Below are 23,698 nucleotides of genomic sequence, written 5' to 3' on the forward strand. Positions count from 1 at the left end.
AACTCCTCTTATTTTAAGTTATTAAATTTTAAATTTATCACCAATTTTTAAAGTTTGAATATCTTTTTTATATTCAAATTTATAAATTTCATCTACTAAACCACAAATTTTACACTCATCATTATTTATCTCAAGCCAAGTTCCTTCTGGTAAAGCATAAATTGTCTCATTAGGATTTGCTATCAAAAACTCTTCTAATCTCTCTTCTCTACTTTCTCCATTGTGTCCTGAAATTTTGCCACTTATGAAATGCGGATTTATCTGATAAGGAAAAATTCCTAGTGTATCAAAGCTTTTTGGCATAATTATAGGCATATCATTTGTTGTCATCATTGTTTTTCCCGCTATATTTGCACCAGCACTCCAACCAAAATAATTTGCCCCATTTTCCACAGCGTCTCTTATCTCATCAAGTAAATCAAATTTATAAAGCTCGCTCATAAGCATAAAAGTATTACCGCCACCAACTGCGATAGTTTTAGCTCCTCTTATGGCTGCTTTTTTATCCTCATAGTGATGAATAGATTTAATATTTTTAGTTTTTAGTCTATCAATAACTTTTTGCTCATACTCATCATTTGTTCTTCTAACTCCAGCATAAGGTATAAAGAGTATCTCATCTTTATAATCATCTCCTAAAAAATCTTTTATAGGATTTTTACAATGCCTTAAATAGCCAGTATCCTTATAACTTGAAGCACTAAAAAGCAAAGCTCTTTTCATAATCTTTCCTTTATTTTGAATTTAACTTATAACTAGCTCTTAAAAACATATCAACTCCAGCAAGCATTGAATCTTCGTTTATGTCAAATTTAGAGTTGTGATGTCCAGCTTTAAGTTCTGTTCCTATCATCATATATCCGCTTTTTCCGCCATTTTTTTGAACAGTATGCATAAAATGAGCAAAATCTTCACAGGCACCAAAGTCTTTTTCTTTTATAATCTCTGCGGTGATAAAAGGTGAAGTTTTAGCAAGTTCATAAATCATCTGACTTACTTCTTTATCCGTATCGCCACCTGCTGTGCCGCCTGTGATTTTTATATCACTACTAACTCCATAAATTTCACTTACACCTTTTATGATATCTTTACATCTTTCAAACATAAATTCATTAAGTTCAGTTGTTTCGCCTCTTGTTTCACAAGCTAGATACCCATTTGGTGCTATTACATTTCTACCCTCTCCTGCACGCAAAACACCAACATTTACACGAGTTACACCGCCTGAATGACGAGTAATACCATGCATATTAAGAGCCATCTGGGAAGCTGCAAGAAGAGCGTTTTTACCATCTTGAGGTGCTCCTGCTGCGTGAGCAGAAACTCCATTTATCGTTACATCAAATTTAGTTGTAGCTAGAAGTTTATTGCTTCCACAAATTATTGATCCTATTTTATCGGCTTGAAATCCCATATGAGCACCAAGTAAGAAATCTATGTCATCACAAACACCAGCTTTTTCCATAGCTACAGCTCCTCTTGTGCCCTCTTCTGCTGTTTGGAAAATAAACCTAAATTTGCCATTAAAATCATCTAAATTATCAGCTATTAATTTTGCTAAAGTTAGCCCCATAGTAATGTGAGAATCATGCCCGCAAGCATGTGTAATTCCTTTTATATCAGAACAAAAACCCTCTTTAAATGGTCTATGATTTTCATCGTTACTTTCAGTAACATCAACACCATCTATATCAAATCTAAATGCGACAAGTTTTCCACTTCTACCAGTGTCAATCTCAGCTACTAAACCAGTTAATCCATCTTCCATAACATCAAGATATTTTGCCTCTTCATCATTTAGTAAACTTTTTGCTCTTTTTATAGCTTCTTCACATGCCTCTTTTGTGCCAAGACCTTGTCTAGCATCAGGCTTTACAACTTCTCTACCCATTTTTAATTTATATCCAAGTTTGCTTAATTTATCAGCAATAACAGCTGTCGTAAAAAATGTAAAAAAACCAGTTTCTGGATGTGAGTGAAAAAATCTACGAGTTTTAATCATTTCATCTTTTAAGCTTAAAACCATATTTGCAATCTTATCCATATTATTTCTCCTTTTTACTAGCAGTTTCTTTCATTATATAATTTTAAATCTTAAATAAAAGTAATATTTTTAAAATTAAGATTTTTTTAATTTTTATATAATATAATCCAAACATATGCTATAAACATAAACAAAAAGGATGATAAATGCGCAAATTTCTACTTATTTTACTATTGTGCGTTGGTGTTTTTGCAAAACCGAATGTCTATATACTAGCAACTGGTGGCACTATAGCAGGAGTTGCTAAAAGCAATACCGACAAAGAATACAAAGCCGGAACCATAGGCGTAGAACAGCTAATAAGTGCCGTTCCTGAAATGAAAAATTTAGCAAATGTAAAAGGCGAACAATTTATAAACATACCATCTACAAATATGAACCCAGAAATTTGGCTAAATCTTTCAAAAAGAGTAAATACATTGCTAAGTAGAGATGATGTTGATGGTATTGTAATAACTCACGGAACAGATACTATGGAAGAAACAGCGTATTTTTTAAACTTAACAATCAAAAGTAAAAAACCAGTTGTATTAGTTGGTGCCATGAGACCAGCAACAGCCATGAGTGCTGATGGGGTTTTAAATTTATACAATGCTGTTGGTGTTGCAAGTGATAAAAATAGTTTTGCAAGAGGAGTTATGGTTGTTATGAATAATGAAATTCACCAAGCTAGAGATGTTACCAAAACAAATACAAGCGATGTTGCAACTTTTAAATCTCTGAATTTTGGTAAAATAGGCTCAGTTAATTACGCAAAAGTAGAATTTACTAGCGAATTTAACAAAAAACATACAATAAATTCAGATTTTGACATTATGAAACTAGATAAACTACCACAAGTCGATATCATCTATGCTTATGCAGGAGATAGTGATAAATTTATAAAAACTGCAATTGATAGCGGATCAAAGGGTATAATTCTTGCTGGTATGGGAAATGGAAATCCATCAAAAATAGTTTGGGATGCTTTAGCTAAAGCTAGCAAAAACGCAATAGCAGTCGTAAGAAGCTCAAGGGTTGGAAGTGGTTCAACTAGCCAAAACTCAGTAATTGATGATAAAAAATTTAACTTTATTACAGCTGATAACCTTAATCCGCAAAAAGCAAGGGTATTGCTAATGCTAGCATTAAGCAAAACTCAAAACACAGATGAAATTCAAAAAATTTTTGATACTCATTAAAACTATAACTATATAATATTTGTAACTTTAAATGATATTAAAGTTACAAAAATATTAAGGAGTATTTGTGAATACAACAACTTTTCATTTTGAATTACCAAATGATAGGGAAGATTTGATTGAAATAGCTCAAATTTTATTAAAAACCGCTAATAATCTTAAATCAAAAATGGCAAGTAAAGATATCCTTGATAAATTATATCAAGAAAGTTTGCAAGAATTAAAAGATCCAGAAATTAGGGCTGTTTTTAAAAGGCTAAAAGATAAATAATGCAATATTTTGACATTTATTTTGTAGAAAAAATTCATAATTCAATCATTGATGAAATTGGTGGAATAAAAGGATACAACAAACAAAGCATTGGTTATTTGATTTCAGCATTAAATCAAATTCAAAATGATGATTTTTATCCAAATTTTATAGACAAAATTACACATTTAATTTTTGCTTGTGTAAAATTTCATCCATTTTTAGATGGAAATAAAAGAACAGCAATTCATATAAGTAGGTATTTTGCTAAATAAATGGAATTAACTTTAATAAAGATTATTTTAAAAAAAATGGAAAATATCGTTATAAAACTTGCAGAAAATAGTCTATCAAAAGAAGGTTTAAAAGAGTTTTTAAGAATAGAATTTTTAAACAATGAAATAAAATATTAAATTATTCAAAAATTCTAAAAATAATATTTAAAATAAAATTGCAAAAACTATGAAATATTATATAATATTTACAATCAAATTTTGTAAAACAGAACTTTACTCGCTAGCTAGAACTAACATTGTTTTTTCTAATATTTTTGTTCCTTTTATAGCATCACTAAAATTAATACTCTCATTTATATTATGACTTATACCATCTTTACAAGGCACAAAAATCATTCCAACGCTTTTTGCAATACCTTTTAAATGCATAGCATCATGCCCAGCTCCACTTGGCATTTTAAGCGAATTTATTTCTAAATTTTTTGCATTTTCATAAAGTAAATTTATCATATCATCATCAAGTTTTACAGGTTTGTCATATGCTAATTCTTTGATATCATAACTAAAATTTAACTCTTTAGACAAACTTTTTATATAAGCTCTTAAATTTTCATTTACTAAGTCTAATGTTAATTCATCTATATCTCTAATGTCAACACCCATTACAACTTCTCCTGGAACTACATTTAAAGCCCCAGGAATTACTCTTATATATCCAACAGTCGCTACTGCTGTTTTTTCTTTTTTTGCAAGCTCTTGTGCTTTTAAAATGATATGACTAGCCGCAATTAAAGCATCATTTCTCATATCCATAGGTGTTGCACCACTATGATCGGCTCTTGCTTTTATATTTAGCTCAAAACGAATCGGTGCTGCTATACCAGTAACTATGCCAACACTAAAACCTTTTTGCTCAAGCACTCTGCCTTGCTCTATATGAAGTTCTATATAACTTTTATATGTGTTATCTTTTAAAATAGATTTTTGTAAATTTTCAGGCATTAAACCGAAATTTTTCATAGCTTGAAAAACTGAAATTTCATTATCATCTTTTAATTCTTTAACTCTATCAAGACTAAGTTTTCCGCTTACTATTTTACTTCCAATTGTTGCCATTTTAAATCTACTCGATTCTTCACAAACAAAAACTATAAGCTCAAGTGGTCTTTTAATTTTAATGCCACTTTCTTTTATACTCATAATAGCCTCAAGTCCTGCCATAACGCCCAAAGTTCCATCATAAAATCCACCCTTTGGAACACTATCTATATGTGATCCGACGCTTACTGCAGGTAAATTTGGATCTATAACATTATCAAATTTAGCAAAAATATTTCCAACTGTATCTATCCTTACTTTTAATCCAGCATTTTTCATCAAATTTATTAAAAATTCTCTTGCATTTTTATCCTCATTACTAAAAGCAAGTCTAGTTAAACCGCCACCATCTAAAGCACCAAATTTAGAAATTTCATCAAAATTCTCTTTAAATCTTTTTTCATTTATCATAGTTGCTCCTTTTAGTAAATTTAAATTTATAAATTAGTTTAATTATATCAAATTTAATAAATTTATAAACTTAAAATTTTTTTTAAGCAGAAATATAATAAAATTGCTAAATCCATTTTACGAGGTTAAAAATGACCTACACACAAAAAGATCTCATAAGCACACAAAACCTTACAAAAGAAGATATATTTTCTTTTTTAAGCTTAGCCGACAAATTTAAAAATCTAAATAAAAAACCAAATAAAAAAGATAATTTGCTTGTTGGAAAGACAGTTATAAATGTTTTTTTTGAAAACTCAACGCGCACTAGAACCTCTTTTGAAATAGCAGCAAAAAGACTTGGAGCGGACGCTATAAATTTCACAAGTTCAAATAGCAGCACAAAAAAAGGCGAAACACTAATTGATACTATAAAAAATCTTGAAGCTATGAGAAGTGATATTTTCGTAGTGCGTCATGATTGCTCTGGCGTAGCTCAGTTTATAGCACAAAATACAGATGTTTGTGTGGTAAATGCAGGAGATGGATTAAACGAACACCCATCCCAAGCCCTTCTTGATCTTTATACTATAAGAGAACAAAGAGGAAATTTAGATAATTTAACAGTTGCTATTATAGGTGATGTTTTTCATAGCAGAGTTGCAAGATCAAATATTTGGGCAATGAAAACACTTGGTATAAATTTAAAAATTTTTGCTCCTCCTATAATGATGCCTATTGGCATGGAGGCACTAGGGTGTCAAATTTGTAAAAATATGGAAGAAGCAATCGATGGAAGTGATGTTTTAATAATGCTTAGAATTCAGCTTGAAAGACAAGATGGAAGTGCTAAATTTCCATCCATCAGAGAATACTCTAAATACTTTGGCTTAACAAAGAAAAAAATGGAAATTGCAAAAGATGGTCTTATGATACTTCATCCAGGACCGATAAACAGAGGCGTTGAAGTTGATAGCAATGTAGCAGATGATAAAAGATTTTCGCATATTCTAAATCAAGTTGAAAATGGCGTTGCTATAAGAATGGCAATACTTAGCACACTAGATCAAAACAGATACAAAGGCAAGCAATGAAAACCCTTATAAAAAATGCAGTTATAGTAAACAGCGATGAGACGATAAAAGCAAATATTTTATTAGAAGATGAGATTATATCTCAAATCACAAATGAAGAAAAAGTAGCTGATAGTATAATCGATGCAAAGGGGCTTTTTGTTGTACCTGGATTAATTGACATGCATACACATTTTAGAGATCCTGGGCTTGAATATAAAGATGATATTATAAGTTGCTCTGAAACAGCCGTTGCTGGTGGCGTAACTACAGCTATGTGTATGGCAAACACAACGCCTATAAATGACAATGCATCCATAACAAGACAAATGATAGCAAAAGCAAAAGCAAGAGGACTTATTGATTTACTCCCAATAGGCGCTATATCAAAAGGCTTTAACGGAGATGCTATAGTAGAAATGGGCGATATGATTGAAGCTGGTGCTGTAGCATTTAGTGATGACGGACTTCCTGTAAGCAGTAGTTTGGTTATGCGCTCAGCTCTTGAATACTCAGCACACTTTGGTTCTTTTATCATAAATCATTCACAAGATTGTTCGCTTTGCAGACATGGCGTGATGAATGAGGGCAAAGTTGCAGCTAAACTCGGATTAAAGGGTATGCCAAAAGAACAAGAAGAGATAATGATATCAAGAGATCTACTTCTTGCAAAACTAACTCTCGGTCATATACATGTAGCACATGTTAGCTCTGCTTGGTCGCTAAAGCTTATACAAATGGCTAAAAATGAGGGCATAAATGTAACTTGTGAAGTTACACCTCATCACTTTACTTTTAGCGAAGAAGAACTTTATGGTTATAACACAGCCTTTAAAATGTCTCCGCCACTTCGCACAAATGAAGATATACTTGCTATGAAAGAAGGTTTAAAAAGTGGATTGATTGATGTTATAGCAACAGATCATGCACCACATAGTTTTGATGATAAATTTATAGAATTTGATAAAGCTCCTTTTGGAATTTTAGGGCTTCAAACTCTTATCCCTCTTACTTTAAAACTAGTTGAAGAAGGCGTTATTTCTATGCAGAAATTTACACAGCTAACTAGCACCAATGCAGCAAAAATTTTGCGTATTAAAAACAAAGGAAAAATTGCCCCAAATTTTCTAGCTGATATTACTATAATAGATCCAAATTTAGAGTATATTTATGATTCAAATTTAAACAAATCAAAATCTACAAATTCACCACTTTTTGGTAAAAAATTAAAAGGAGCAGCGGTTAAAACTATAAAAAATGGTAAAATTGTTTTTGATTTTCCAAATGTTATAAAATAAAATTTGCAATTATATATCTATATTTTTGGTATAATAGTATTAATTACAATCACTATTAAAAGGAGTTTTTATGGGTTTTAAACAAAAAATTTATGCTACTATAAGCGTTTTGCTCATACTTGGTTATGGAATGTTTAGCTTTCTTAGCTACTCAAATACGCAAGAAAGTTTAACAAGAAATATAGAAAAAAGTTTGAATGATAATATTAATAATCGTATTAACGAACTTGATGATTGGATAAATTCATTAAGTGCAACTACACAAGCTCTTTCTAAGCAAATAGCTAAATTTGATAGCAACCAAACAGATGAGATTATGAAATTTTTAAATGCTGGTATGGATGCACTAGATTCGCATGTTGTATATGTTGGATATGAAGATGATGTATACATAGATGGGTCTGGCTGGATTCCTGATACAAGTTATAAACCAACACAAAGAGATTGGTACACATTAACAAAACAAGCAAATAAACCAATAGTAACAGAACCTTATATGGATTCTGAACTAAATGTTATTGTGATATCGGTAACAGCACCTATGATAAAAGATGGTAAATTTGCAGGCGTTGTTGTAACAGATATAAAACTTGATAGGCTAGTAAAAATTTCTAAAGAAAATAAAATAGAAGGGGGGGGGCTGTATTTCTTAGATAAAAATGGCTTAATTTTAGGCTACCCTGATGAAAAAATAGTTGGTAAAAAACTAGCAGAAACTTATCCTGAGATAAAATCTAACATAGATGAGATATATGCAAATAACAAAGGCATAACTCATTATTCTCTAGCTGATCAAGAAAAAATTATGGTATATAATACGCTAGAAAAAACAGGTTGGAAAGTTGCAGCTGAGATAGATGAAGAAATAGCATATGAAGAGATAAATTCTACATTTAGAAATTCTCTTATATTAAGTATATTTAGCATAGTAATATCTTTAGCAATAATTATATTTCTACTATATATCCTCTTCAAACCTCTAAACCGTTTAGGACTTATGATAAAAGATTTAGCAGTTGGAGAAGGTGATCTTACAAAAAGAGTTGAGATTAATGGCAAAGATGAGATAGCTAAGATTGGTAAAGATGTAAATACATTCATACAAAAAATTCAAACTCTTATAATAAATTCAAAAGCAACAAGTTCTGAAAACGCTTCTGTTGCAAATGAACTATCTCAAACATCACTTGCAGTTGGAAAGAAAGTTGAAGAAGAAAGTGCTGTTGTAAATAGTGTAACAAAAGATGGTGAAAAGATATTAAATAATATTAATAATTCAGTTGAACATGCTGAAGAGAATTCAAAAGAGTTATCAAAAGCAAATGATAATCTTGAATCTATAAAAAATGAGATGGTAAAACTAAACTATGTATTAAGTAATATAGCTCAAAAAGAAATTGAACTATCTAAAAAACTAAATCAAACAAGTAGAAATACAGAAGAAGTTAAAACTGTTTTAACTGTTATAAATGATATATCAGATCAAACAAATCTTTTAGCATTAAATGCTGCTATTGAAGCAGCACGTGCAGGAGAAGCAGGAAGAGGATTTGCTGTAGTTGCTGATGAAGTTAGAAAACTTGCTGAGAAAACTCAAAAAAGTTTAGATGAGATAAACACAACTATAAATTTAGTAGTTCAATCTGTTAATGATGCAAGTTCTCAAATGGATGAATCTACAAAAAACATAACAGATCTATCCGAAAATGCAAAAAGTTTAGAAGATGTAGTAAATAAAAACGCTCTTATAATACAAGAAAGCATTAACTCTAATATACAAAGCGTAAAAGAGTATAAAGAGGTTTCTAATAATATTAAAAATATCATAAACAAAGTAAAAGAAGTTGATTCTATTACAAGTGCAAATGCTAGAAGTGTTGAAGAGATAGCAAGTGCAAGTGAACATCTATCAAATATGACTTCTAAACTTGATAATGAGCTTGGGAAATTTAGGGTGTAAACAGATACGGAAAGCGAAAAATGGAAGCCTAAATGGCTTCCTTAAAATTTTAAAATTTACCTTTAAATTTTGTAAGTTATGCTAAAATAAATACAAAATTTTAAAAGGCTTTTTATGAATGTCTGCATAATCCCCGCTCGTGGCGGTAGCAAAAGAATACCAAAGAAAAATATCAAAGATTTTCATGGACAACCAATCATCGCTTATAGCATAAAAACTGCTATAAGCTCAAAGCTTTTTGATGATATAATCGTTTCTACAGATGATGATGAAATTTCGCAAGTCGCTAAAAATTTCGGTGCTAATGTGCCGTTTATCCGCCCAAAAGAACTAAGCGATGATTTTACAACATCAGGAGATGTTGTAACTCATGCTTTAAATTTCTTAAAAAAACAGGGTAAAAATATAGATTTTGTATGCACTCTATACGCAACAACACCATTTTTGCAGATAAAATACCTTAAACTCGGCTATGAAAAACTCAAAAATTCAGACGCAAGTGGCGCTTTTTCATGCACTTCTATGCCTTTTCCAATCCAAAGAACTTTTAAAATAACAAAAGATGAGAGATGTGAAATGTTTTTTAAAGAGCATTTTAAAACAAGGAGTCAAGATTTAGAAGAAGCCTATCAAGATGCAGGACAATTTTACTGGACCAACCTTAATAAAACCCCATCAGATATTTTTTTTGGTAAAGATACTATCCCAATTATCTTGCCACGCTATCTTGTGCAAGATATCGATACTATGGAAGACTGGGTCAGAGCTGAGATAATGTATGAAGTTATACAAAAGGCGAAGTTGTAAAAAAAGAGTATTCTAAAATTTTATATTCTTTCTTAAAATATTAAAGTATTTTTATTGTTTAACGATATTGTTTTGGTATAATACAATAAAACTTAAAAGGCGAATTTTGTTTGAAAATAAAAAAATTTATATCGCTCCGTATTCGAAAACTAGCGATGTATTGCGTCAAAAGTTGCTTAGTAGTTACCAAAATACAACCTTTTTAGGATTTATAGATAAAAATCAAAAAGGCGAAAATATTTTTAAATTTGATGAGATAAAAAACACCAGATTTGATTATATTTTGATCTTTTCGCCAAATCATTTTGATAGCATTTATGATGATTATCGCTCGGTAAGATCAAGAGTTTTAAAAGTAATTAGTCAAAATGGCGAATATAAATTTTTATCCAAATTTGATATTAATTTTGAAAAAATGCGTGAAATTCCACGTAAATTTCGTGAGTTTGTATTTAAAAAACTAGCTTTATTTTACGATAAATTTAGCCGAGATTCTTATGTTTTTATCAGCAAAAACTTCATTAACGGCAACAACAAATTTCTGTTTTTAAAAATGCATGAAAAAAATCTCAAATGCACCATGCTTTCAAACAACATTTCTCAGCTAAATGAGCTACGAAAGCGTGGATTTAAGGCACTTAAACTCAATTCTTTAAAAGCTCACATAAATTTAGCAAAAGCTAAAGTGATAATTGTCGATCAAGGCGATAATTCCGCACTTTTAAATCTAAAATCGCCACGCCAAAAAACGCTCCAACTTTGGCATGGAATCCCGCTTGAGCATATGAATTTACTAACTGATATTAGCTATGATTATTTTGCATCAACAAGTGATTTTGTGAGCAAAACCGGTTTTAAAAAGGTTTTTTTAGCAAAACAATTTCTTGATTTTGGATATCCTAGAAATGACGTTTTGCTAAGAGAACATAACGAAAACGATCTCATTTTTACCGATACAAAGCTATATAATTTTGTAAAAAACGCAAAGCAAAACGACCAAAAAATCATCATTTATATGCCAACATGGCGTGAAAGTGATTTTAACTCTCAAGTTACACAAATTTCAAATTTAGGTCTTGATTTTACGCATTTAAATGAGTTTTTAAAAGGCTTAAATGCGTATTTTATCATTAAATTTCACCCATTTGTACATATTTATTATGATAAATTCTTGCAAAATGCCAAATTTGAAAACATTTTTTTTCACGAAGCTGTTGGAGATATTTATCCTTTGCTTAAATTTGCTGATATTTTAGCAGGAGATTATTCATCGGTTTATTACGATTTTTTATTGCTAAATAGACCGATTTTGTTTTATTTATACGATCACGGGCATTGCTCAAAAATGGCTCATGGATACATTTATGAGTTTGATGATTACAGCCCAGGAGAAAAAGCTTTTAATCAGGATGAATTACACGAAAAAATAACAAAAATTATAAATGGAAATGATGAATTTAAATGTCAAAGAGAGGAATTAGCAAGAAAATTATTTAATTTTCAAGACAATAAAGCTAGTGGGAGAATTATAGAGGTATTAAAAAAATGAAAAAACTACTTTTTACGCCAGGTCCTGTGATGATGAGCAAAAAAGTGCTAAAAATAGGTTCAAATCAGCCAATGTATTTTCGAAATGATAAATTTTCTAAAATTATACTTGAATGTAAGCAATTAATTTTAAAATTTGTAAATGCACCGAAAAATAGCGATTTAATATTTATGACGGGTAGCGGAACCTTGGGCATGGAGGCAACACTTATTAATTTAATAAATAACAATGAAAAAGCAACCATTATAAATGGAGGGGGGTTTGGCGAGAGATTTATTAAAATTTGCGAGAAAAAAAATTTACAATTTAGCCAAATAAAACTAAATTTAAATGAAATTTTAGATCTAAATAAAATAGACACTAATTCCAAAGCACTCTTTACAAATGCTCACGAAACAACTATTGGCAGAGCTTATGATTTAAAAGCTATCGGTAAATTTTGTGAAAAAAACAGAATGCTTTTTTGCGTAGACGCTATTTCAGCGTTTATGGCAGATGAGATAGACATGACAAAACAAAAAATAGACGCTCTGATAATAAGTTCAAACAAGGGATTAGCTTTGCCACCAGGACTTGCTATAATCATACTTAGTAAAAATGCTATAGAAAATTTAGTACCTTGTGATAGTTTTTATATGGATTTTGTAAGTTATTTAAATGATATAAAAAGAGGTCAAACACCTTTTACTCCACCTATTTGTATTATTTATCAGTTACTTGTGAGATTAAAAGAGATAGATAAAAAAGGTGTTTTGTATTATAATAAAAAAACTCACTATTTAGCTAAATATTTTAGAAATCATATAAAAGATTTGCCATTAAAACTTTATTCTAAATTTCCATCAAACGCAATGAGTGCGGTAGAAATAACAAATGGTGAAAAAGCTTTTGATTTTATTAACAAATTTGAAAAGTTATATGATATAACTCTTACGCCAAGCGGTGGTGATTTAAAAGATAAACTCATAAGAGTTGGGCATTTGGGAAATTTAAGCAAAAAAGATATGAAATTTTTAATCAAGTGTCTTAAAGAATATTTTAAAGGAATAAAATGAAAATTTTACTTATGGCAGCAGGAGTTGGTAGCAGAATTTCTCGCCATCTACAAGGACAGCCAAAGTGCTGTGTTTATTTAGAAAATGAACCGCTCATCCGCTACACTTTTAAACTACTAGATAGCCTTGGAATAAAAGATATCGGGATTGTAACTGGATATGCACAAGACTACATTTTAAAAGCACTTGATGGATTTAAATTTACGCATTTTCAAAATCCGTTTTTTGACATTACAAACTCGATTGCTTCAGTTTATTTTGCACGTGATTTTATCGATGAAAACGATGATTTGATACTAATGAATGCTGATGTTTTTATCGAGACAAATGGACTTAAAACTTTACTTGAAAGCTCACAAAGTCCACTATTTTTAGCAGATAGCACACGCATAAAAGATGCGGACTATAAGTTTTTATGGGACAATGAAAAATTAGTTAAATTTGGCAAAGAATTAGGCGAAAACGAAACTAGTGGCGAATATGTTGGCATTGCCAAAATTTGTGCAAAAGATGTGGCATTTTTCAAAGAAAATTTAACCAAATTTATCCACAGCCAAAAGCACAATTTTTGGTGGGAGGACGTTTTTTACCGAAATATTGATAAAAAACCAGTTTTTATCAAAGATATAGCTGGAATTTTCTGGGCAGAAGTTGATTATATCGAAGATTATGAGCGAATCAAAGAACATGTCAAAGGAAAATTTAATGGATAAAATAAATCAAGAAATTATTGCTGCAAAAAAGCGAATTGATGAGATTGATGAACTAAAAAAATCATTAGATAGCGAATACAACGCACTTCAAGATAAAATTCATCTATATTTTGATAGTCCTACGACAGATACAACCGAAGCTGAGCGATTTATCATAAATACTTTTTGGCAAAACGCTTACAAAAACTACGCTGATGGCGGATATATCACAAATGACACAAGAATGCGTGAGCTTCGTTTTCCTTATGAATGCGAACTTATCAAAAACATTATAAACACGCATTGTAAATCTAAAAAAACCGCCCTTGAACTTGGTTGTGGAAATGGCGATACTAGCAAATTTTTAGCACAAATTTTTGATGAAGTAACTGGAGTTGATTTTTCAAAACAAAGAATTGAGAAAAATATCGCCGAAAATTCGCTACCAAATTTGAAATTTAAGTGCCAAAATGCTTTTGAAATGGATGATAAATTTGACTTTGTATTTGCTAGTGATATGTTTATGTATTCTCCTGATATTGATGTGAAACCTATGTTTAAAAAGCTTTTAAATTTGCTAAATATGGGGGGGGTCTTGCTTAGTAGAGATAGCACAAAAATAATCGGCCATGAAGATTATAAATCCAAAAATTATGTAGCTTACTATAGAAACTACAGCTTTTATAAAAAAGGAATTTTTGAGCCGTATTTTGTAAAAAGCTATAGAGATTATGGCTATAATATATATCATTTAAATAAATTTTTTAGTATTTTTGGCGATGAAAAACGAGATGAGATCAAGGCAAATCCTATGCTTTTAGAAGATATTGTTAAAAATTTCATCGATCCTAGCCTAAAAACTTGCCATTTTTTTGTTTATAGGAAAGATAATGCAACTTGATGATTTAAGCGGTCAAAAAATCTACATTTATCCGCTTTCTGATACAACTTTAACATTTAGTTCTTATGCAAAAGCCAAAAATGCACAAATTCTTGGCTTTATCGATAAAAATAAAAAAACTTTGACAAATATCAACTCAATCACGCTTGATGAAGCTAAAGAGTTTGATTATATCGTGATTTACTCACCAAATCACGAGCGAGAAATTTATGATTTTTGCACTCAAAGCGTGACTAAGCAAAAGCTAATTTGCGTTCATTTAAATGATAAAAAAAATTACGAGCTACACGCTGAGCCGATTGAAATGCCTTTTGTAAAAACTAGCGAACTTTTAGCAAAACAAAGGCCAAATTTGCAAAATGAAATTTTATTTATCGGCTATTCATTTGTCGATTTAAACATAAAATATCTCTATTTTTATATGCTAAAGCACTCAAACATCCCGGTTCATTTAGCAACCTACAATAAACGAGATTATGAAATGTATAAAAACGCAGGATTTAACATAACTTGGCTTGATAGTAAAGAGTTTGTAAGCTTAGCGTTAAAATGTAAAGTAAAAATCATCGATCAAACGCCAGTTGTGCCGTTTTTTATAAACGCGCTTAAAATCGGCAAATGCGTTCAGCTTTGGCATGGAATCACGATTGAAACGCTTGGAATTTTAGCAAATTATAAAGCATTAAAATACGAAATCGTGCTTTCAACTTCACCATTTGTTAGCGAATATAGTTTTTCAAAAATTTATGATTACAAAAAGATAATTCACGCAGGATATCCACGAAATGACATTTTGCGTGGCTTTGAAACAGATATTTTTAATGTTAATTTAAATTTGCTTAATGAGATGAAAAAGCACGAGTTTAAATACATAATTTATACCCCAACGCACCGAGCAAACAGCTTTAATGCAAATCCGCTTGATTATGAAAAGCTAGATAAATTTGCCAAACAAAATGGCGTGAAATTTATCATGAAAATGCACCCATTTATCGCCGAAAAACTGCGTGATGATCTAAATGCTTACAAAGCTAGTGGTAAAAGTTTTGAAAATATCATAATTTATCCAGCAAATATGGACGCTTATGCGATAATGCCACAATGTGATATGATGATTGCTGATTATAGTTCGATGTATTTTGACTTTTTGTTTGTAGATAAGCCGATTGTATTTTTTGCGTATGATTATGATGAGTGGGTTTTAAGTGAAGGTGGGGTTTGTATTGATTATTTTTCGGTTTCGCCAGGCGATAAGGCTTATACTTTTGATGAGTTGCTTGATAAGATTAGTTCAAATTTAACCTTTGATAGCTATAAAAACGAGCGAAAACGCATAAAAGAGCTTATGTTTGAAAACCTAACTAAAAGCTCTTGCGAAATTTTGCAACAAGAAATTGAGAGTTTGCTATGAAATTTTACTATCCAAATGAGTTTTTAAATTTATTAAAAACGCAAAAAAATATCATCATAATGGGGCTTTCGCTAAGAGTTATGGATATTTTAAATCGCTTTGATTTATCAAAAAATGTAGTAGCCGTGCTTGATAACGATCCTAAAAAACAGAGCAAAAAATTTAAAAACATAAAAATTATATCGCCACAACAGCTTAAAAAATCTCATAAAATCGTAATTTTTCTTTGTCCTTATATGCAAGATTTTGCTAAACAAATTTTGGATTTAAAATTTGATATTTTTGCGATTGAGTATGATAAAAGTTGTTTTGAGCGGTTTTTTGGCGATAAGTTTAAATTTCATCTAGAAACGATGGACTATAGAGCCAAATTTGAAAAAAATAATCCGCAGTTTTCGATGGCTACAGCGATTTTTGACGCAATTGCTTGGTATAATGTGCCTATACTCACAACTTCTACAAAACACAACAACCAGTGGTATTTTGCACCACGAAAAGCAGGCAAATACGACTTTTTGATATCTTATCACTCAATTGGCAAAAAAACTGCAAACATTTTACGATACAAAGAAGGCTATTTTCACGATATTATGTTTTTTGATAATATCGGTTTTAGTGGATTTTCATCAAATATTGATTCTAAAAAAGTAAATTTGATAAATCAAAACGAAGCAAATGAATATTTTGATAAAATTTATCAAGCATATACTGCCAAAAATTTATCCAAATACGAACAAACCGCACCACAAAAGTTAAATTTACCTAAAAAATATCTATTTTTAGCTATGCAAACAACAGATGACGCAGTTATGCAACTTAGCTATTTTGAGCCCATTGATTTAGTTAAAAAGCTAGTTAAATTTACGCAGCAAAATGGCTTAAATTTGGTTATTAAAAGGCACCCACGCTGCCACGATAAAAATGTAGATAAGCTTTTTAGCAAAATTTCAAGCTTAAAGCATGTTTTTATCACAACTGCTTCGATTCATCAGCTTATAAAAAACGCAAGTACAGTTTTTACGATAAACTCAGGCGTTGGCTTTGAAGCTTTAATGCATTTAAAACCTGTCGTGCTTTTTGGAAAAGCTGATTATGAAAGCTGTTGCGTGGTTTGTAAAGATATAGCCAAACTTAGCATTCCAAGCGAATTAAATGATAACCAAAAGCTTTATATCAAAAAATTTATCACATATTTTATGCAAAATTTAAACGCAAATATCAACGATAAAGATAAAATCGCACGAATCATTGATATTAAACTCAAAGATTATTTAGAGAAAATTTTCAAACAAGATTACTTAAAGGATATAAAATGAAAATGTTAAAAAACGCCGAATTACTCGAGATTTTAAGCAATTCAAACAAAGATATTTTTATGTGGGGGCATTCAAACTCATCGCGTCAAATTTTAAATGAGCTAAACAAAAACCCAAAAGCATTTATCGATAATAACTACGAAACCCTATCTCGTAAAGGCATAAACGCACTTTCGCCAAAAATGCTTTGTAATGTGAAAAATTCGCTAATTGTTATAAGCGGAAACTACTGCGAACAAATTTATCATCAAATTTTATCGCTAAATATCGACGAAACAAACGAAGTGCTTTTTAGCTACGAGCTTGGCGGAGATAAAATTTTATCAAATTTGCTATTTTTTAGCCAAAATAACTCAAATTTGGAAATTTTCACGCTTTTTGATTATATGAAAAATCCCAAAAATTACGCAGTTTTTTACACATTAAATCACGCTAAAAAAGCTTTTATGAATGCCACAAATTTACACATAAGTTTTTTAACAAATTACATAAACCGAGATAAAATTTACATAGGTTGTGGCGAAGATTATGTCAAAGGCTACATTCACTGCGATTTAAGAAAATTATCCCACATTGATTTTGCGTGTAATGCGTGGGAAGTTTCGAAACATATCTCAAATTTAAGCGAAATTTACACAAGACATATGTTAGAGCATTTAACACAAGATGAAGGAATTTACGCACTAAAAGACTGGTTTAGAGCATTAAAAACGGGGGGGGTCTTGCATATAATTGTGCCAAATTTCGAGCTTCGTTGCAAACAATTTTTAAGCTGTGAGTGGGAAGATTTTGAAAACAAAACTCAAGATGAAATTTGGTCTGTTGCAGGGTGCTGGGGTTGGCAAAGAGAGTGCGATCCATCAAAAGAGAACTATAACCAAACTTACTGGGATGTTCATAAGTGCGGTTATACGCAAAAAAGAATTACAATGATGCTAAAATATGTCGGTTTTAGCGATATTTCAACAAAAGTTGATGAGAAAAACAACTTGATTGCAATTTGTTACAAAAGGCAGTAAATGAAAAAAGAATTCAATGTATATGATAGCACACTATCTTATGATAATTGTGTTGGTTGTGGAATTTGCGAAGCTGTATGTCCACACAATGCTATAAATATGATTTATAGCAAATTTAAAAGACATGAACCACGCATAAATGAAAACTGCACGAAATGCAAAATTTGCGTTGCGTATTGTCCGCATACTAAAAATGAGATAAATAAAGGCATTCAAAAAGCGTTAAATCACCACAATCCCTTTACTTACGGAAATTCTAAGCAAACTTACATTGCATATGATTTAGACGCTAAAAATCGTGCTTTAAGCCCAAGTGGCGGTGCTTTAAACGCACTTGCAAAAGAAATGATGAAACGCGGCGTGATAAATTATGTAATTCATGCAAACTACAAAGAAGGCAAAATCGGCGAAGAGCATTTTGAAGCAAGCATTAGCTCAAGTTTAGATGAAATCGACAAAAAAAGAGGTTCGTTTTATTTTCCTATCTCTTTTGAAAAAGTGTTGAAATTTTTCCAAAATAAAAATGAGAAAATTTTAGTTATCGGCGTTCCTTGCGTTGTGCGTGGTATGAAAAAACTTTTTAGCAAAAACCCGCTTTATAAGCAAAACACGATTTACACCGCAGCTTTGGCTTGTTCTCATAATGTAAGCGGAGCTATGGGGGATTATATCGCAGCACATGAAAAAGTTGATGATAAAACGCCGTTTTTTATAAATTTCCGCTCAAAAAACAATATCCCAGACGCTGATCACTTTCGCCAGCATTTTTATACGCTTAAAGATGGCTTAAAAAAAACAATTAGTGAAGAGATCCACTACGCAAATGGATTTATACAAGCTTGGCGTGGATACTATTTTTCGCTAAACATCTGTTTTAAATGTGCTGATTTTTGGGGAAATGAAGCTGATATTTGCACAAAAGATGCTTGGGGAAGATGGAGCAAACAAAGTCCGCTTGGGCATAATGTGATATTTTTCAAAAATAAAAATTTAGAAGAAATTTTTCTAAATTGTGATAACATTTATAAAGAAAAAATTGATTATAACATTGTAGTTCGTATGCAAAGAGATACCGCACTTTTTAAATACAGACAAATAACTTATAGAACCACACAAAAACCATTTAGCATAAAAAATATCGCTCAAGGGTATTTTAAAAAGTATCTAATAAGCAAAATTTCATCGCATTTGTTTGCTAAATTTGGCTTTAAAACGACATTTTATGCTACACGCGTATTTGAAGCGATATCAAATTTACTAAATGCTTTGGTGCCTGAAAAACTGCTAAAAGTTTTTTCTTACGATAGGTATTTTCCTATGCAAAGAATTTTTATTGTCGGCGGATACGGGTATTCAAACACTGGAGATGAAGCCCAGCTTAACACAACTCTTAAAAATCTACAAAGCTTTTTTCCAAATTATATAAAAATCGTTGGCACTCACAATAGAATGCACACTTTAACAAACCACGAGCATAAAACGCTTTTTGATTCGCCTAGGGAAGCGTTTTTTGATCACAATCAATCAAGCATGTATGATCTAAAAACTTTTGGCGAAAAGGCTCATTTTTGGCTAAATTTCGTGTTAATTTATATAAATGCATTTTTAGTAAGAGCCGAACTTCCTACATTTTTTATAAATGCTAAAAAAGCAGCTTTGTTAAACGAGCTAAAAAACTGCGATTTATTGTTTTTCTCAGGTGGAGGATATTTAACTGGCGATACGCTTTCAAGGCTTTATGATGGAATTTTAATGATCTTAATTGCTAAAGTTTTTGATATAAAAGTGGTTCTTTCAGGTCAAACAATCGGCATTTGGAAAAACAAATTTAACGCATATTTAGCCAAAAAAGCTTTTAGTAAAGTAGATTTAATCTCAACAAGAGATCCAAGCTCTTCAATTAAAGAACTTGCAAAAATCGGCGTTAATGACGCGATATATACCTGCGATGACGCACTTTTTTGCGAATGCGATGAAGCTTACGAAAACAAATTTGGCTCTTATATAGCTTTTAACATCCACTACTGGGGGCTAAATGACGATAAAGACAAAGAAAAATACCTAAAATGCGTAAATGATATAATCAATAAAATCATTTCAAAAACTGATTTTAATATCGTTTTTATACCGATGACACCAAATGCTGATGAGATTGCGATGAAGGATTATTTACAAAAATATCCAAATGAAAAAGTGCAAATTTTCAAATACAATTTTAATTTTAAAACAATTCGATCAGTTATTAAAAACTCTCAACTTTGCGTTAGTATGAAGCATCACCCTATAATTTTTGCAATGGGCGAAAAAGTACCAGTTATTAGCCTAACTTACAGCGAGTATTATATGCACAAAAATGCCGGAGCGTTGGAGCTTTTTGAGATGAAGGATTTTAACGTTGATTTAAATGAGAGTGAATTTTTGGCTAAATTTGATGAGAAATTTGAGTATATTTTGAAAAACAAAGAGCAAATTTCGCAAAACACAACTAAAATTTTAGATATTTTAAAAGAAAAACAAGACAAATTTTATGAAAAAACATATGAAATTTTAGGACTTGAAAGGGATTACATATAATTACCTAAATAATTATAGCTAAGGATTAATTTTTGCAAATAACTTTTAAAAATTATAAAAATTTACTTGATTATGAGACAGATGAATTACTAAATTTAAGAAATCAAGACTACATTAGAAATTCATCTTTTGATACAAAAATTATACAAAAAGCAGAGCATTTAAACTGGATTAAAAATCTTATAAATGCTCAGTATTTTGCTGTTTTTTTAGATGGAAAAATCATCGGTGGATTAAATTATACCATCAATGAAAATAAGTTTAGTTGGGGTGTATTTTTCGATAAAGATACAAATCCTTTTATAAAAGTTGTATGTGTTTATGAATTTTTAAATTTCATCTTTTTGCGTTTTGACAAACTTTATTCATATGTAAAACCAAATAATGAAAACTCCATTAAATTTACAACAAACTTTGGCTTTTATAAAATTTATAAAGACCAAGATATGATAAAATTTAGCCTTACAAAAGATGAATGGCAAGATCATAAAACTAAAAAATTACTCAAATTTGTCGATACTCTAAAAACTAAAATAAAACTAGATGGAGATATATATGAATAAAAAAATTTCAGATATAGTTATAAAATGCCTTGATGAAACAGTGCAAAATTATACCGATTTAACTCTAAAAGTAGATGAAAATACTCAAATTTTTGGTGAAAATGGGGCTTTAGATTCTTTGGGTCTTGTTGCACTTATAAGTGCAATAGAAAGTGAAATTTCAGATAAATTTGACATAAATATAACTTTAGCAAATGAAAAAGCTATGAGCATGAAAAACTCGCCTTTTTTAAATGTCAAAAGCTTAAGCAAATTTATATGCGAGGAAATAGATGAAAGTAATGGTAATTAGCGGAACAAGCCGTGGTATAGGAAAATATTTATCTCAGTATTATTTAGAAAGAAATTTTATAGTTTGTGGATGTGCAAGAGCAAATTCAAGTATAACACACAAAAATTACAGGCATTTTGAACTCGACATAAGCGACGAAAAAGCTGTAATTTCTATGATAAAAAACATTCAAAAAGAATTTAAACATATAGATATTTTGCTTAATAATGCCGGAATTGCTTCTATGAATCCAATTTTATTGACACCACTTAAAAGTGTTGAAAATATTTTTAATGTAAATTTCAAAGGAACTTTTTTACTACTTAGAGAAGTCGCAAAAGTAATGAGTTTAACATCTAAAAAAATGCAAAATCCACACTTTCGAATTGTAAATTTTGCAACAGTTGCCACTCCTTTAAGATTACAAGGCGAAAGTATTTATGCTGCTAGTAAAGCTGCTATTGTTAATTTTAGTCAAATTGCATCCTATGAACTAGCTCCTTTTAGTATAACCATAAACTGCATTGCCCCAACTCCTATAAAAACAGATCTTATAAAAGGTGTAGATGAAAAAAAAATGAACTCTCTAATAAACAGACAAGCTATCAAAAGATATGGCGAATTTAGCGATGTTTCAAATGCGATAGATTTTTTCATAAATGAAAAAAGCGACTTTATAACAGGGCAATGCTTATATCTTGGTGGCATAAATGGTTGATTTGTTTGATAAATTTTCTAAATTTGATAATAAAATAGCGATTTACGAAAAAGACAATTTATACACTTACTCGGACTTAATAAATAAAATAAGATTTTATTATGATAAATTTGCAAATTTATCAAATGAAGTTGTAGCTGTAAATTTAGCTCCAAGTAGCGATTTTATCGCTATAATTTTTGCTTTAAGTTTAAGAAAAAGCATAATTTTACCCATGATAGAATACGATGAAAACAAGCTTGAGTTTGCTAAATTTATCATTACAAAAAATAATATAAAAACATTAGATAACCAAAATACACATCAGCTTATACAAAATTTGCAATCAAAAAACAGATCTGGACTTATTTTATACTCAAGTGCAACAACCGGAAAAGCTAAATCAATGCTTCATGATTTTGACAATATGATAGAGAATTTTTATAATAAAAATGAAAAATCATACAATCTTTTGCTTTTGCTTTTTATAGATCATATAGGCGGTATAGACTGCATTTTAAGAACTTTATTTGAAGGCGCAAGCATAAGTATAGCACAAAATTTAACTCCAAAAGAAATTTTAAAATGTGTTGAAAAATACAAAGTTAACATCATTCCAACAACACCAACTATGCTAAATTTACTTATCTTAAGCGGAGAAATACCAAAACATAATATATCATCACTAAAAATTATAACATATGGTGCAGAAACAATGAGCGAAGAGTTATTAAAAAGAGTAAATTTAACTTTTAAAGATGTTAAAATATTTCAGAAATTTGGAACAAGCGAAACAGGAAGTTTTAGTACGAAAAACTTATCAAATGATTCTCTTTTTATAAAAATAGATGATAAAAATGTATCATATAAAATCATTGATAATGAACTGTATTTAAAAACAAATACCCAAATTTTAGGCTACTTAAATACTGATGAAAAGCTAGAAAATGGTTGGTTTAAAACAGGTGATATAGTTGTAAAAAGTGGTAAATATTTACAAATAATAGGCAGAAAAAAAGAGGTGATAAATATAGGAGGAAATAAAGTTTTACCATCCGAGATAGAAAATACTATAATGAAACTTATAGGCATAAAAGATGTTGTTGCTTACGGGAAAGAATCATTAATAACAGGTCAAATGCTTTGTGTTGATATTATAGCTGATGAAAATATAACAAAAAAAGATATTATAGATATATGTAAAAATAATCTTGAAAAACATAAAATTCCAACCCAAATAAATTTAAAACAAGAAATTCGCATAAATCGTAGATATAAAAAACAAAGACTATAAACTTAAATATTTTAAAATT

23 protein-coding genes are annotated in these 23,698 nt (G+C 30.2%); 20 read left to right on the plus strand and 3 right to left on the minus strand.

Translation table 11 applies throughout. From position 1 onward, the window contains the following. Window positions 1-21: 21 nt before the first annotated feature. Window positions 22-723: a dipeptidase PepE gene (gene pepE, locus CSPB_RS07575; RefSeq protein ID WP_089193767.1), complete on the minus strand. Its 702-nt coding sequence runs from the start codon at window positions 721-723 to the stop codon at window positions 22-24. Window positions 724-733: 10 nt separating this feature from the next. Beyond that, window positions 734-2,044 carry an amidohydrolase gene (locus tag CSPB_RS07580; RefSeq protein ID WP_089193768.1) on the minus strand — a complete coding sequence of 437 codons (1,311 nt, stop codon included), beginning with the start codon at window positions 2,042-2,044 and terminating at the stop codon, window positions 734-736. Between the two features lie 146 nt (window positions 2,045-2,190). On the opposite strand from CSPB_RS07580, the gene CSPB_RS07585 reads away from it, so the two are divergent. From CSPB_RS07585 to CSPB_RS08615, 4 genes are all read left to right on the plus strand, one after another. Beyond that, window positions 2,191-3,225, plus strand: coding sequence for a type II asparaginase (locus CSPB_RS07585; protein ID WP_089193769.1), 1,035 nt, complete (start codon window positions 2,191-2,193; stop codon window positions 3,223-3,225). Between the two features lie 67 nt (window positions 3,226-3,292). Further along, the gene (locus CSPB_RS07590) at window positions 3,293-3,496 is read left to right on the plus strand and encodes a hypothetical protein (protein ID WP_033916769.1); all 204 of its coding nucleotides are present in this window, start codon (window positions 3,293-3,295) and stop codon (window positions 3,494-3,496) included. After that, the gene (locus CSPB_RS07595) at window positions 3,496-3,750 is read left to right on the plus strand and encodes a Fic family protein (RefSeq protein WP_089193770.1); all 255 of its coding nucleotides are present in this window, start codon (window positions 3,496-3,498) and stop codon (window positions 3,748-3,750) included. The genes CSPB_RS07590 and CSPB_RS07595 overlap by 1 nt, the downstream gene beginning before the upstream one ends. Continuing rightward, entirely contained in the window at window positions 3,751-3,888 is a 138-nt protein-coding gene (locus tag CSPB_RS08615) for a hypothetical protein (protein WP_161492198.1), read from the plus strand. It begins immediately after the preceding gene. Window positions 3,889-3,984: 96 nt separating this feature from the next. Here the strand turns inward: CSPB_RS08615 and CSPB_RS07600 are convergent, their stop codons facing one another. Next, complete coding sequence (locus CSPB_RS07600; protein WP_089193771.1) at window positions 3,985-5,220, minus strand: M20 family metallo-hydrolase; 1,236 nt, start codon at window positions 5,218-5,220, stop codon at window positions 3,985-3,987. A gap of 131 nt (window positions 5,221-5,351) precedes the next feature. Between CSPB_RS07600 and CSPB_RS07605 the strand changes: the two genes are divergently transcribed. The 16 genes from CSPB_RS07605 (at window position 5,352) to CSPB_RS07680 (ending at window position 23,679) form a co-directional block, all read left to right on the plus strand. Then, window positions 5,352-6,293 carry an aspartate carbamoyltransferase catalytic subunit gene (locus CSPB_RS07605; protein ID WP_089193772.1) on the plus strand — a complete coding sequence of 314 codons (942 nt, stop codon included), beginning with the start codon at window positions 5,352-5,354 and terminating at the stop codon, window positions 6,291-6,293. Then, the gene (locus CSPB_RS07610) at window positions 6,290-7,570 is read left to right on the plus strand and encodes a dihydroorotase (protein WP_089193773.1); all 1,281 of its coding nucleotides are present in this window, start codon (window positions 6,290-6,292) and stop codon (window positions 7,568-7,570) included. Before CSPB_RS07605 ends, CSPB_RS07610 begins: the two co-directional genes overlap by 4 nt. Window positions 7,571-7,700: 130 nt before the next feature. Further along, a complete protein-coding gene (locus tag CSPB_RS07615) occupies window positions 7,701-9,530 on the plus strand; it encodes a methyl-accepting chemotaxis protein (protein WP_418219548.1) in 1,830 nt (609 codons plus the stop codon). A 114-nt stretch (window positions 9,531-9,644) separates the two neighbouring features. Further along, window positions 9,645-10,337 (plus strand): pseudaminic acid cytidylyltransferase, encoded by a 693-nt coding sequence (gene pseF, locus CSPB_RS07620; protein ID WP_089193775.1) that lies wholly within the window; start codon window positions 9,645-9,647, stop codon window positions 10,335-10,337. A gap of 106 nt (window positions 10,338-10,443) precedes the next feature. Continuing rightward, on the plus strand, window positions 10,444-11,886 hold the full coding sequence (locus CSPB_RS07625) for a CDP-glycerol glycerophosphotransferase family protein (protein ID WP_089193776.1): 1,443 nt from the start codon (window positions 10,444-10,446) through the stop codon (window positions 11,884-11,886). Beyond that, window positions 11,883-12,941 (plus strand): pyridoxal-phosphate-dependent aminotransferase family protein, encoded by a 1,059-nt coding sequence (locus CSPB_RS07630; protein ID WP_089193777.1) that lies wholly within the window; start codon window positions 11,883-11,885, stop codon window positions 12,939-12,941. The genes CSPB_RS07625 and CSPB_RS07630 overlap by 4 nt, the downstream gene beginning before the upstream one ends. Continuing rightward, window positions 12,938-13,654: a phosphocholine cytidylyltransferase family protein gene (locus CSPB_RS07635; RefSeq protein WP_089189847.1), complete on the plus strand. Its 717-nt coding sequence runs from the start codon at window positions 12,938-12,940 to the stop codon at window positions 13,652-13,654. Before CSPB_RS07630 ends, CSPB_RS07635 begins: the two co-directional genes overlap by 4 nt. Next, the gene (locus CSPB_RS07640) at window positions 13,647-14,534 is read left to right on the plus strand and encodes a class I SAM-dependent methyltransferase (protein ID WP_161492199.1); all 888 of its coding nucleotides are present in this window, start codon (window positions 13,647-13,649) and stop codon (window positions 14,532-14,534) included. The genes CSPB_RS07635 and CSPB_RS07640 overlap by 8 nt, the downstream gene beginning before the upstream one ends. Continuing rightward, window positions 14,524-15,945 (plus strand): CDP-glycerol glycerophosphotransferase family protein, encoded by a 1,422-nt coding sequence (locus CSPB_RS07645; RefSeq protein WP_089193779.1) that lies wholly within the window; start codon window positions 14,524-14,526, stop codon window positions 15,943-15,945. Before CSPB_RS07640 ends, CSPB_RS07645 begins: the two co-directional genes overlap by 11 nt. Beyond that, the gene (locus CSPB_RS07650) at window positions 15,942-17,261 is read left to right on the plus strand and encodes a capsular polysaccharide export protein, LipB/KpsS family (RefSeq protein WP_089193780.1); all 1,320 of its coding nucleotides are present in this window, start codon (window positions 15,942-15,944) and stop codon (window positions 17,259-17,261) included. The genes CSPB_RS07645 and CSPB_RS07650 overlap by 4 nt, the downstream gene beginning before the upstream one ends. Beyond that, window positions 17,258-18,280: a class I SAM-dependent methyltransferase gene (locus CSPB_RS07655; protein ID WP_089193781.1), complete on the plus strand. Its 1,023-nt coding sequence runs from the start codon at window positions 17,258-17,260 to the stop codon at window positions 18,278-18,280. Before CSPB_RS07650 ends, CSPB_RS07655 begins: the two co-directional genes overlap by 4 nt. Beyond that, window positions 18,281-20,854 (plus strand): polysaccharide pyruvyl transferase family protein, encoded by a 2,574-nt coding sequence (locus CSPB_RS07660; protein ID WP_089193782.1) that lies wholly within the window; start codon window positions 18,281-18,283, stop codon window positions 20,852-20,854. Between the two features lie 32 nt (window positions 20,855-20,886). Then, a complete protein-coding gene (locus CSPB_RS07665) occupies window positions 20,887-21,417 on the plus strand; it encodes a hypothetical protein (protein WP_089193783.1) in 531 nt (176 codons plus the stop codon). Further along, window positions 21,410-21,709: a hypothetical protein gene (locus tag CSPB_RS07670; RefSeq protein ID WP_089193784.1), complete on the plus strand. Its 300-nt coding sequence runs from the start codon at window positions 21,410-21,412 to the stop codon at window positions 21,707-21,709. The genes CSPB_RS07665 and CSPB_RS07670 overlap by 8 nt, the downstream gene beginning before the upstream one ends. Next, complete coding sequence (locus CSPB_RS07675; protein WP_089193785.1) at window positions 21,690-22,406, plus strand: SDR family NAD(P)-dependent oxidoreductase; 717 nt, start codon at window positions 21,690-21,692, stop codon at window positions 22,404-22,406. The genes CSPB_RS07670 and CSPB_RS07675 overlap by 20 nt, the downstream gene beginning before the upstream one ends. Further along, window positions 22,399-23,679 carry an ANL family adenylate-forming protein gene (locus CSPB_RS07680; RefSeq protein ID WP_089193786.1) on the plus strand — a complete coding sequence of 427 codons (1,281 nt, stop codon included), beginning with the start codon at window positions 22,399-22,401 and terminating at the stop codon, window positions 23,677-23,679. The genes CSPB_RS07675 and CSPB_RS07680 overlap by 8 nt, the downstream gene beginning before the upstream one ends. The last annotated feature ends 19 nt before the right edge of the window (window positions 23,680-23,698 follow it).

The sequence above is a fragment of the Campylobacter sputorum genome (assembly GCF_002220775.1).
Lineage (GTDB): Bacteria > Campylobacterota > Campylobacteria > Campylobacterales > Campylobacteraceae > Campylobacter_F > Campylobacter_F bovis.

What these genes read in the sequence shown, in the direction of transcription:
- pepE (WP_089193767.1), bottom strand. Translation starts at nt 723, where the DNA reads ATGAAAAGAGCTTTGCTTTTTAGTGCTTCAAGTTATAAGGATACTGGC.
- CSPB_RS07580 (WP_089193768.1), bottom strand. Translation starts at nt 2,044, where the DNA reads ATGGATAAGATTGCAAATATGGTTTTAAGCTTAAAAGATGAAATGATT.
- CSPB_RS07585 (WP_089193769.1), top strand. Translation starts at nt 2,191, where the DNA reads ATGCGCAAATTTCTACTTATTTTACTATTGTGCGTTGGTGTTTTTGCA.
- CSPB_RS07595 (WP_089193770.1), top strand. Translation starts at nt 3,496, where the DNA reads ATGCAATATTTTGACATTTATTTTGTAGAAAAAATTCATAATTCAATC.
- CSPB_RS08615 (WP_161492198.1), top strand. Translation starts at nt 3,751, where the DNA reads ATGGAATTAACTTTAATAAAGATTATTTTAAAAAAAATGGAAAATATC.
- CSPB_RS07600 (WP_089193771.1), bottom strand. Translation starts at nt 5,220, where the DNA reads ATGATAAATGAAAAAAGATTTAAAGAGAATTTTGATGAAATTTCTAAA.
- CSPB_RS07605 (WP_089193772.1), top strand. Translation starts at nt 5,352, where the DNA reads ATGACCTACACACAAAAAGATCTCATAAGCACACAAAACCTTACAAAA.
- CSPB_RS07610 (WP_089193773.1), top strand. Translation starts at nt 6,290, where the DNA reads ATGAAAACCCTTATAAAAAATGCAGTTATAGTAAACAGCGATGAGACG.
- CSPB_RS07615 (WP_418219548.1), top strand. Translation starts at nt 7,701, where the DNA reads ATGTTTAGCTTTCTTAGCTACTCAAATACGCAAGAAAGTTTAACAAGA.
- pseF (WP_089193775.1), top strand. Translation starts at nt 9,645, where the DNA reads ATGAATGTCTGCATAATCCCCGCTCGTGGCGGTAGCAAAAGAATACCA.
- CSPB_RS07630 (WP_089193777.1), top strand. Translation starts at nt 11,883, where the DNA reads ATGAAAAAACTACTTTTTACGCCAGGTCCTGTGATGATGAGCAAAAAA.
- CSPB_RS07635 (WP_089189847.1), top strand. Translation starts at nt 12,938, where the DNA reads ATGAAAATTTTACTTATGGCAGCAGGAGTTGGTAGCAGAATTTCTCGC.
- CSPB_RS07640 (WP_161492199.1), top strand. Translation starts at nt 13,647, where the DNA reads ATGGATAAAATAAATCAAGAAATTATTGCTGCAAAAAAGCGAATTGAT.
- CSPB_RS07645 (WP_089193779.1), top strand. Translation starts at nt 14,524, where the DNA reads ATGCAACTTGATGATTTAAGCGGTCAAAAAATCTACATTTATCCGCTT.
- CSPB_RS07650 (WP_089193780.1), top strand. Translation starts at nt 15,942, where the DNA reads ATGAAATTTTACTATCCAAATGAGTTTTTAAATTTATTAAAAACGCAA.
- CSPB_RS07655 (WP_089193781.1), top strand. Translation starts at nt 17,258, where the DNA reads ATGAAAATGTTAAAAAACGCCGAATTACTCGAGATTTTAAGCAATTCA.
- CSPB_RS07660 (WP_089193782.1), top strand. Translation starts at nt 18,281, where the DNA reads ATGAAAAAAGAATTCAATGTATATGATAGCACACTATCTTATGATAAT.
- CSPB_RS07670 (WP_089193784.1), top strand. Translation starts at nt 21,410, where the DNA reads ATGAATAAAAAAATTTCAGATATAGTTATAAAATGCCTTGATGAAACA.
- CSPB_RS07675 (WP_089193785.1), top strand. Translation starts at nt 21,690, where the DNA reads ATGAAAGTAATGGTAATTAGCGGAACAAGCCGTGGTATAGGAAAATAT.
- CSPB_RS07680 (WP_089193786.1), top strand. Translation starts at nt 22,399, where the DNA reads ATGGTTGATTTGTTTGATAAATTTTCTAAATTTGATAATAAAATAGCG.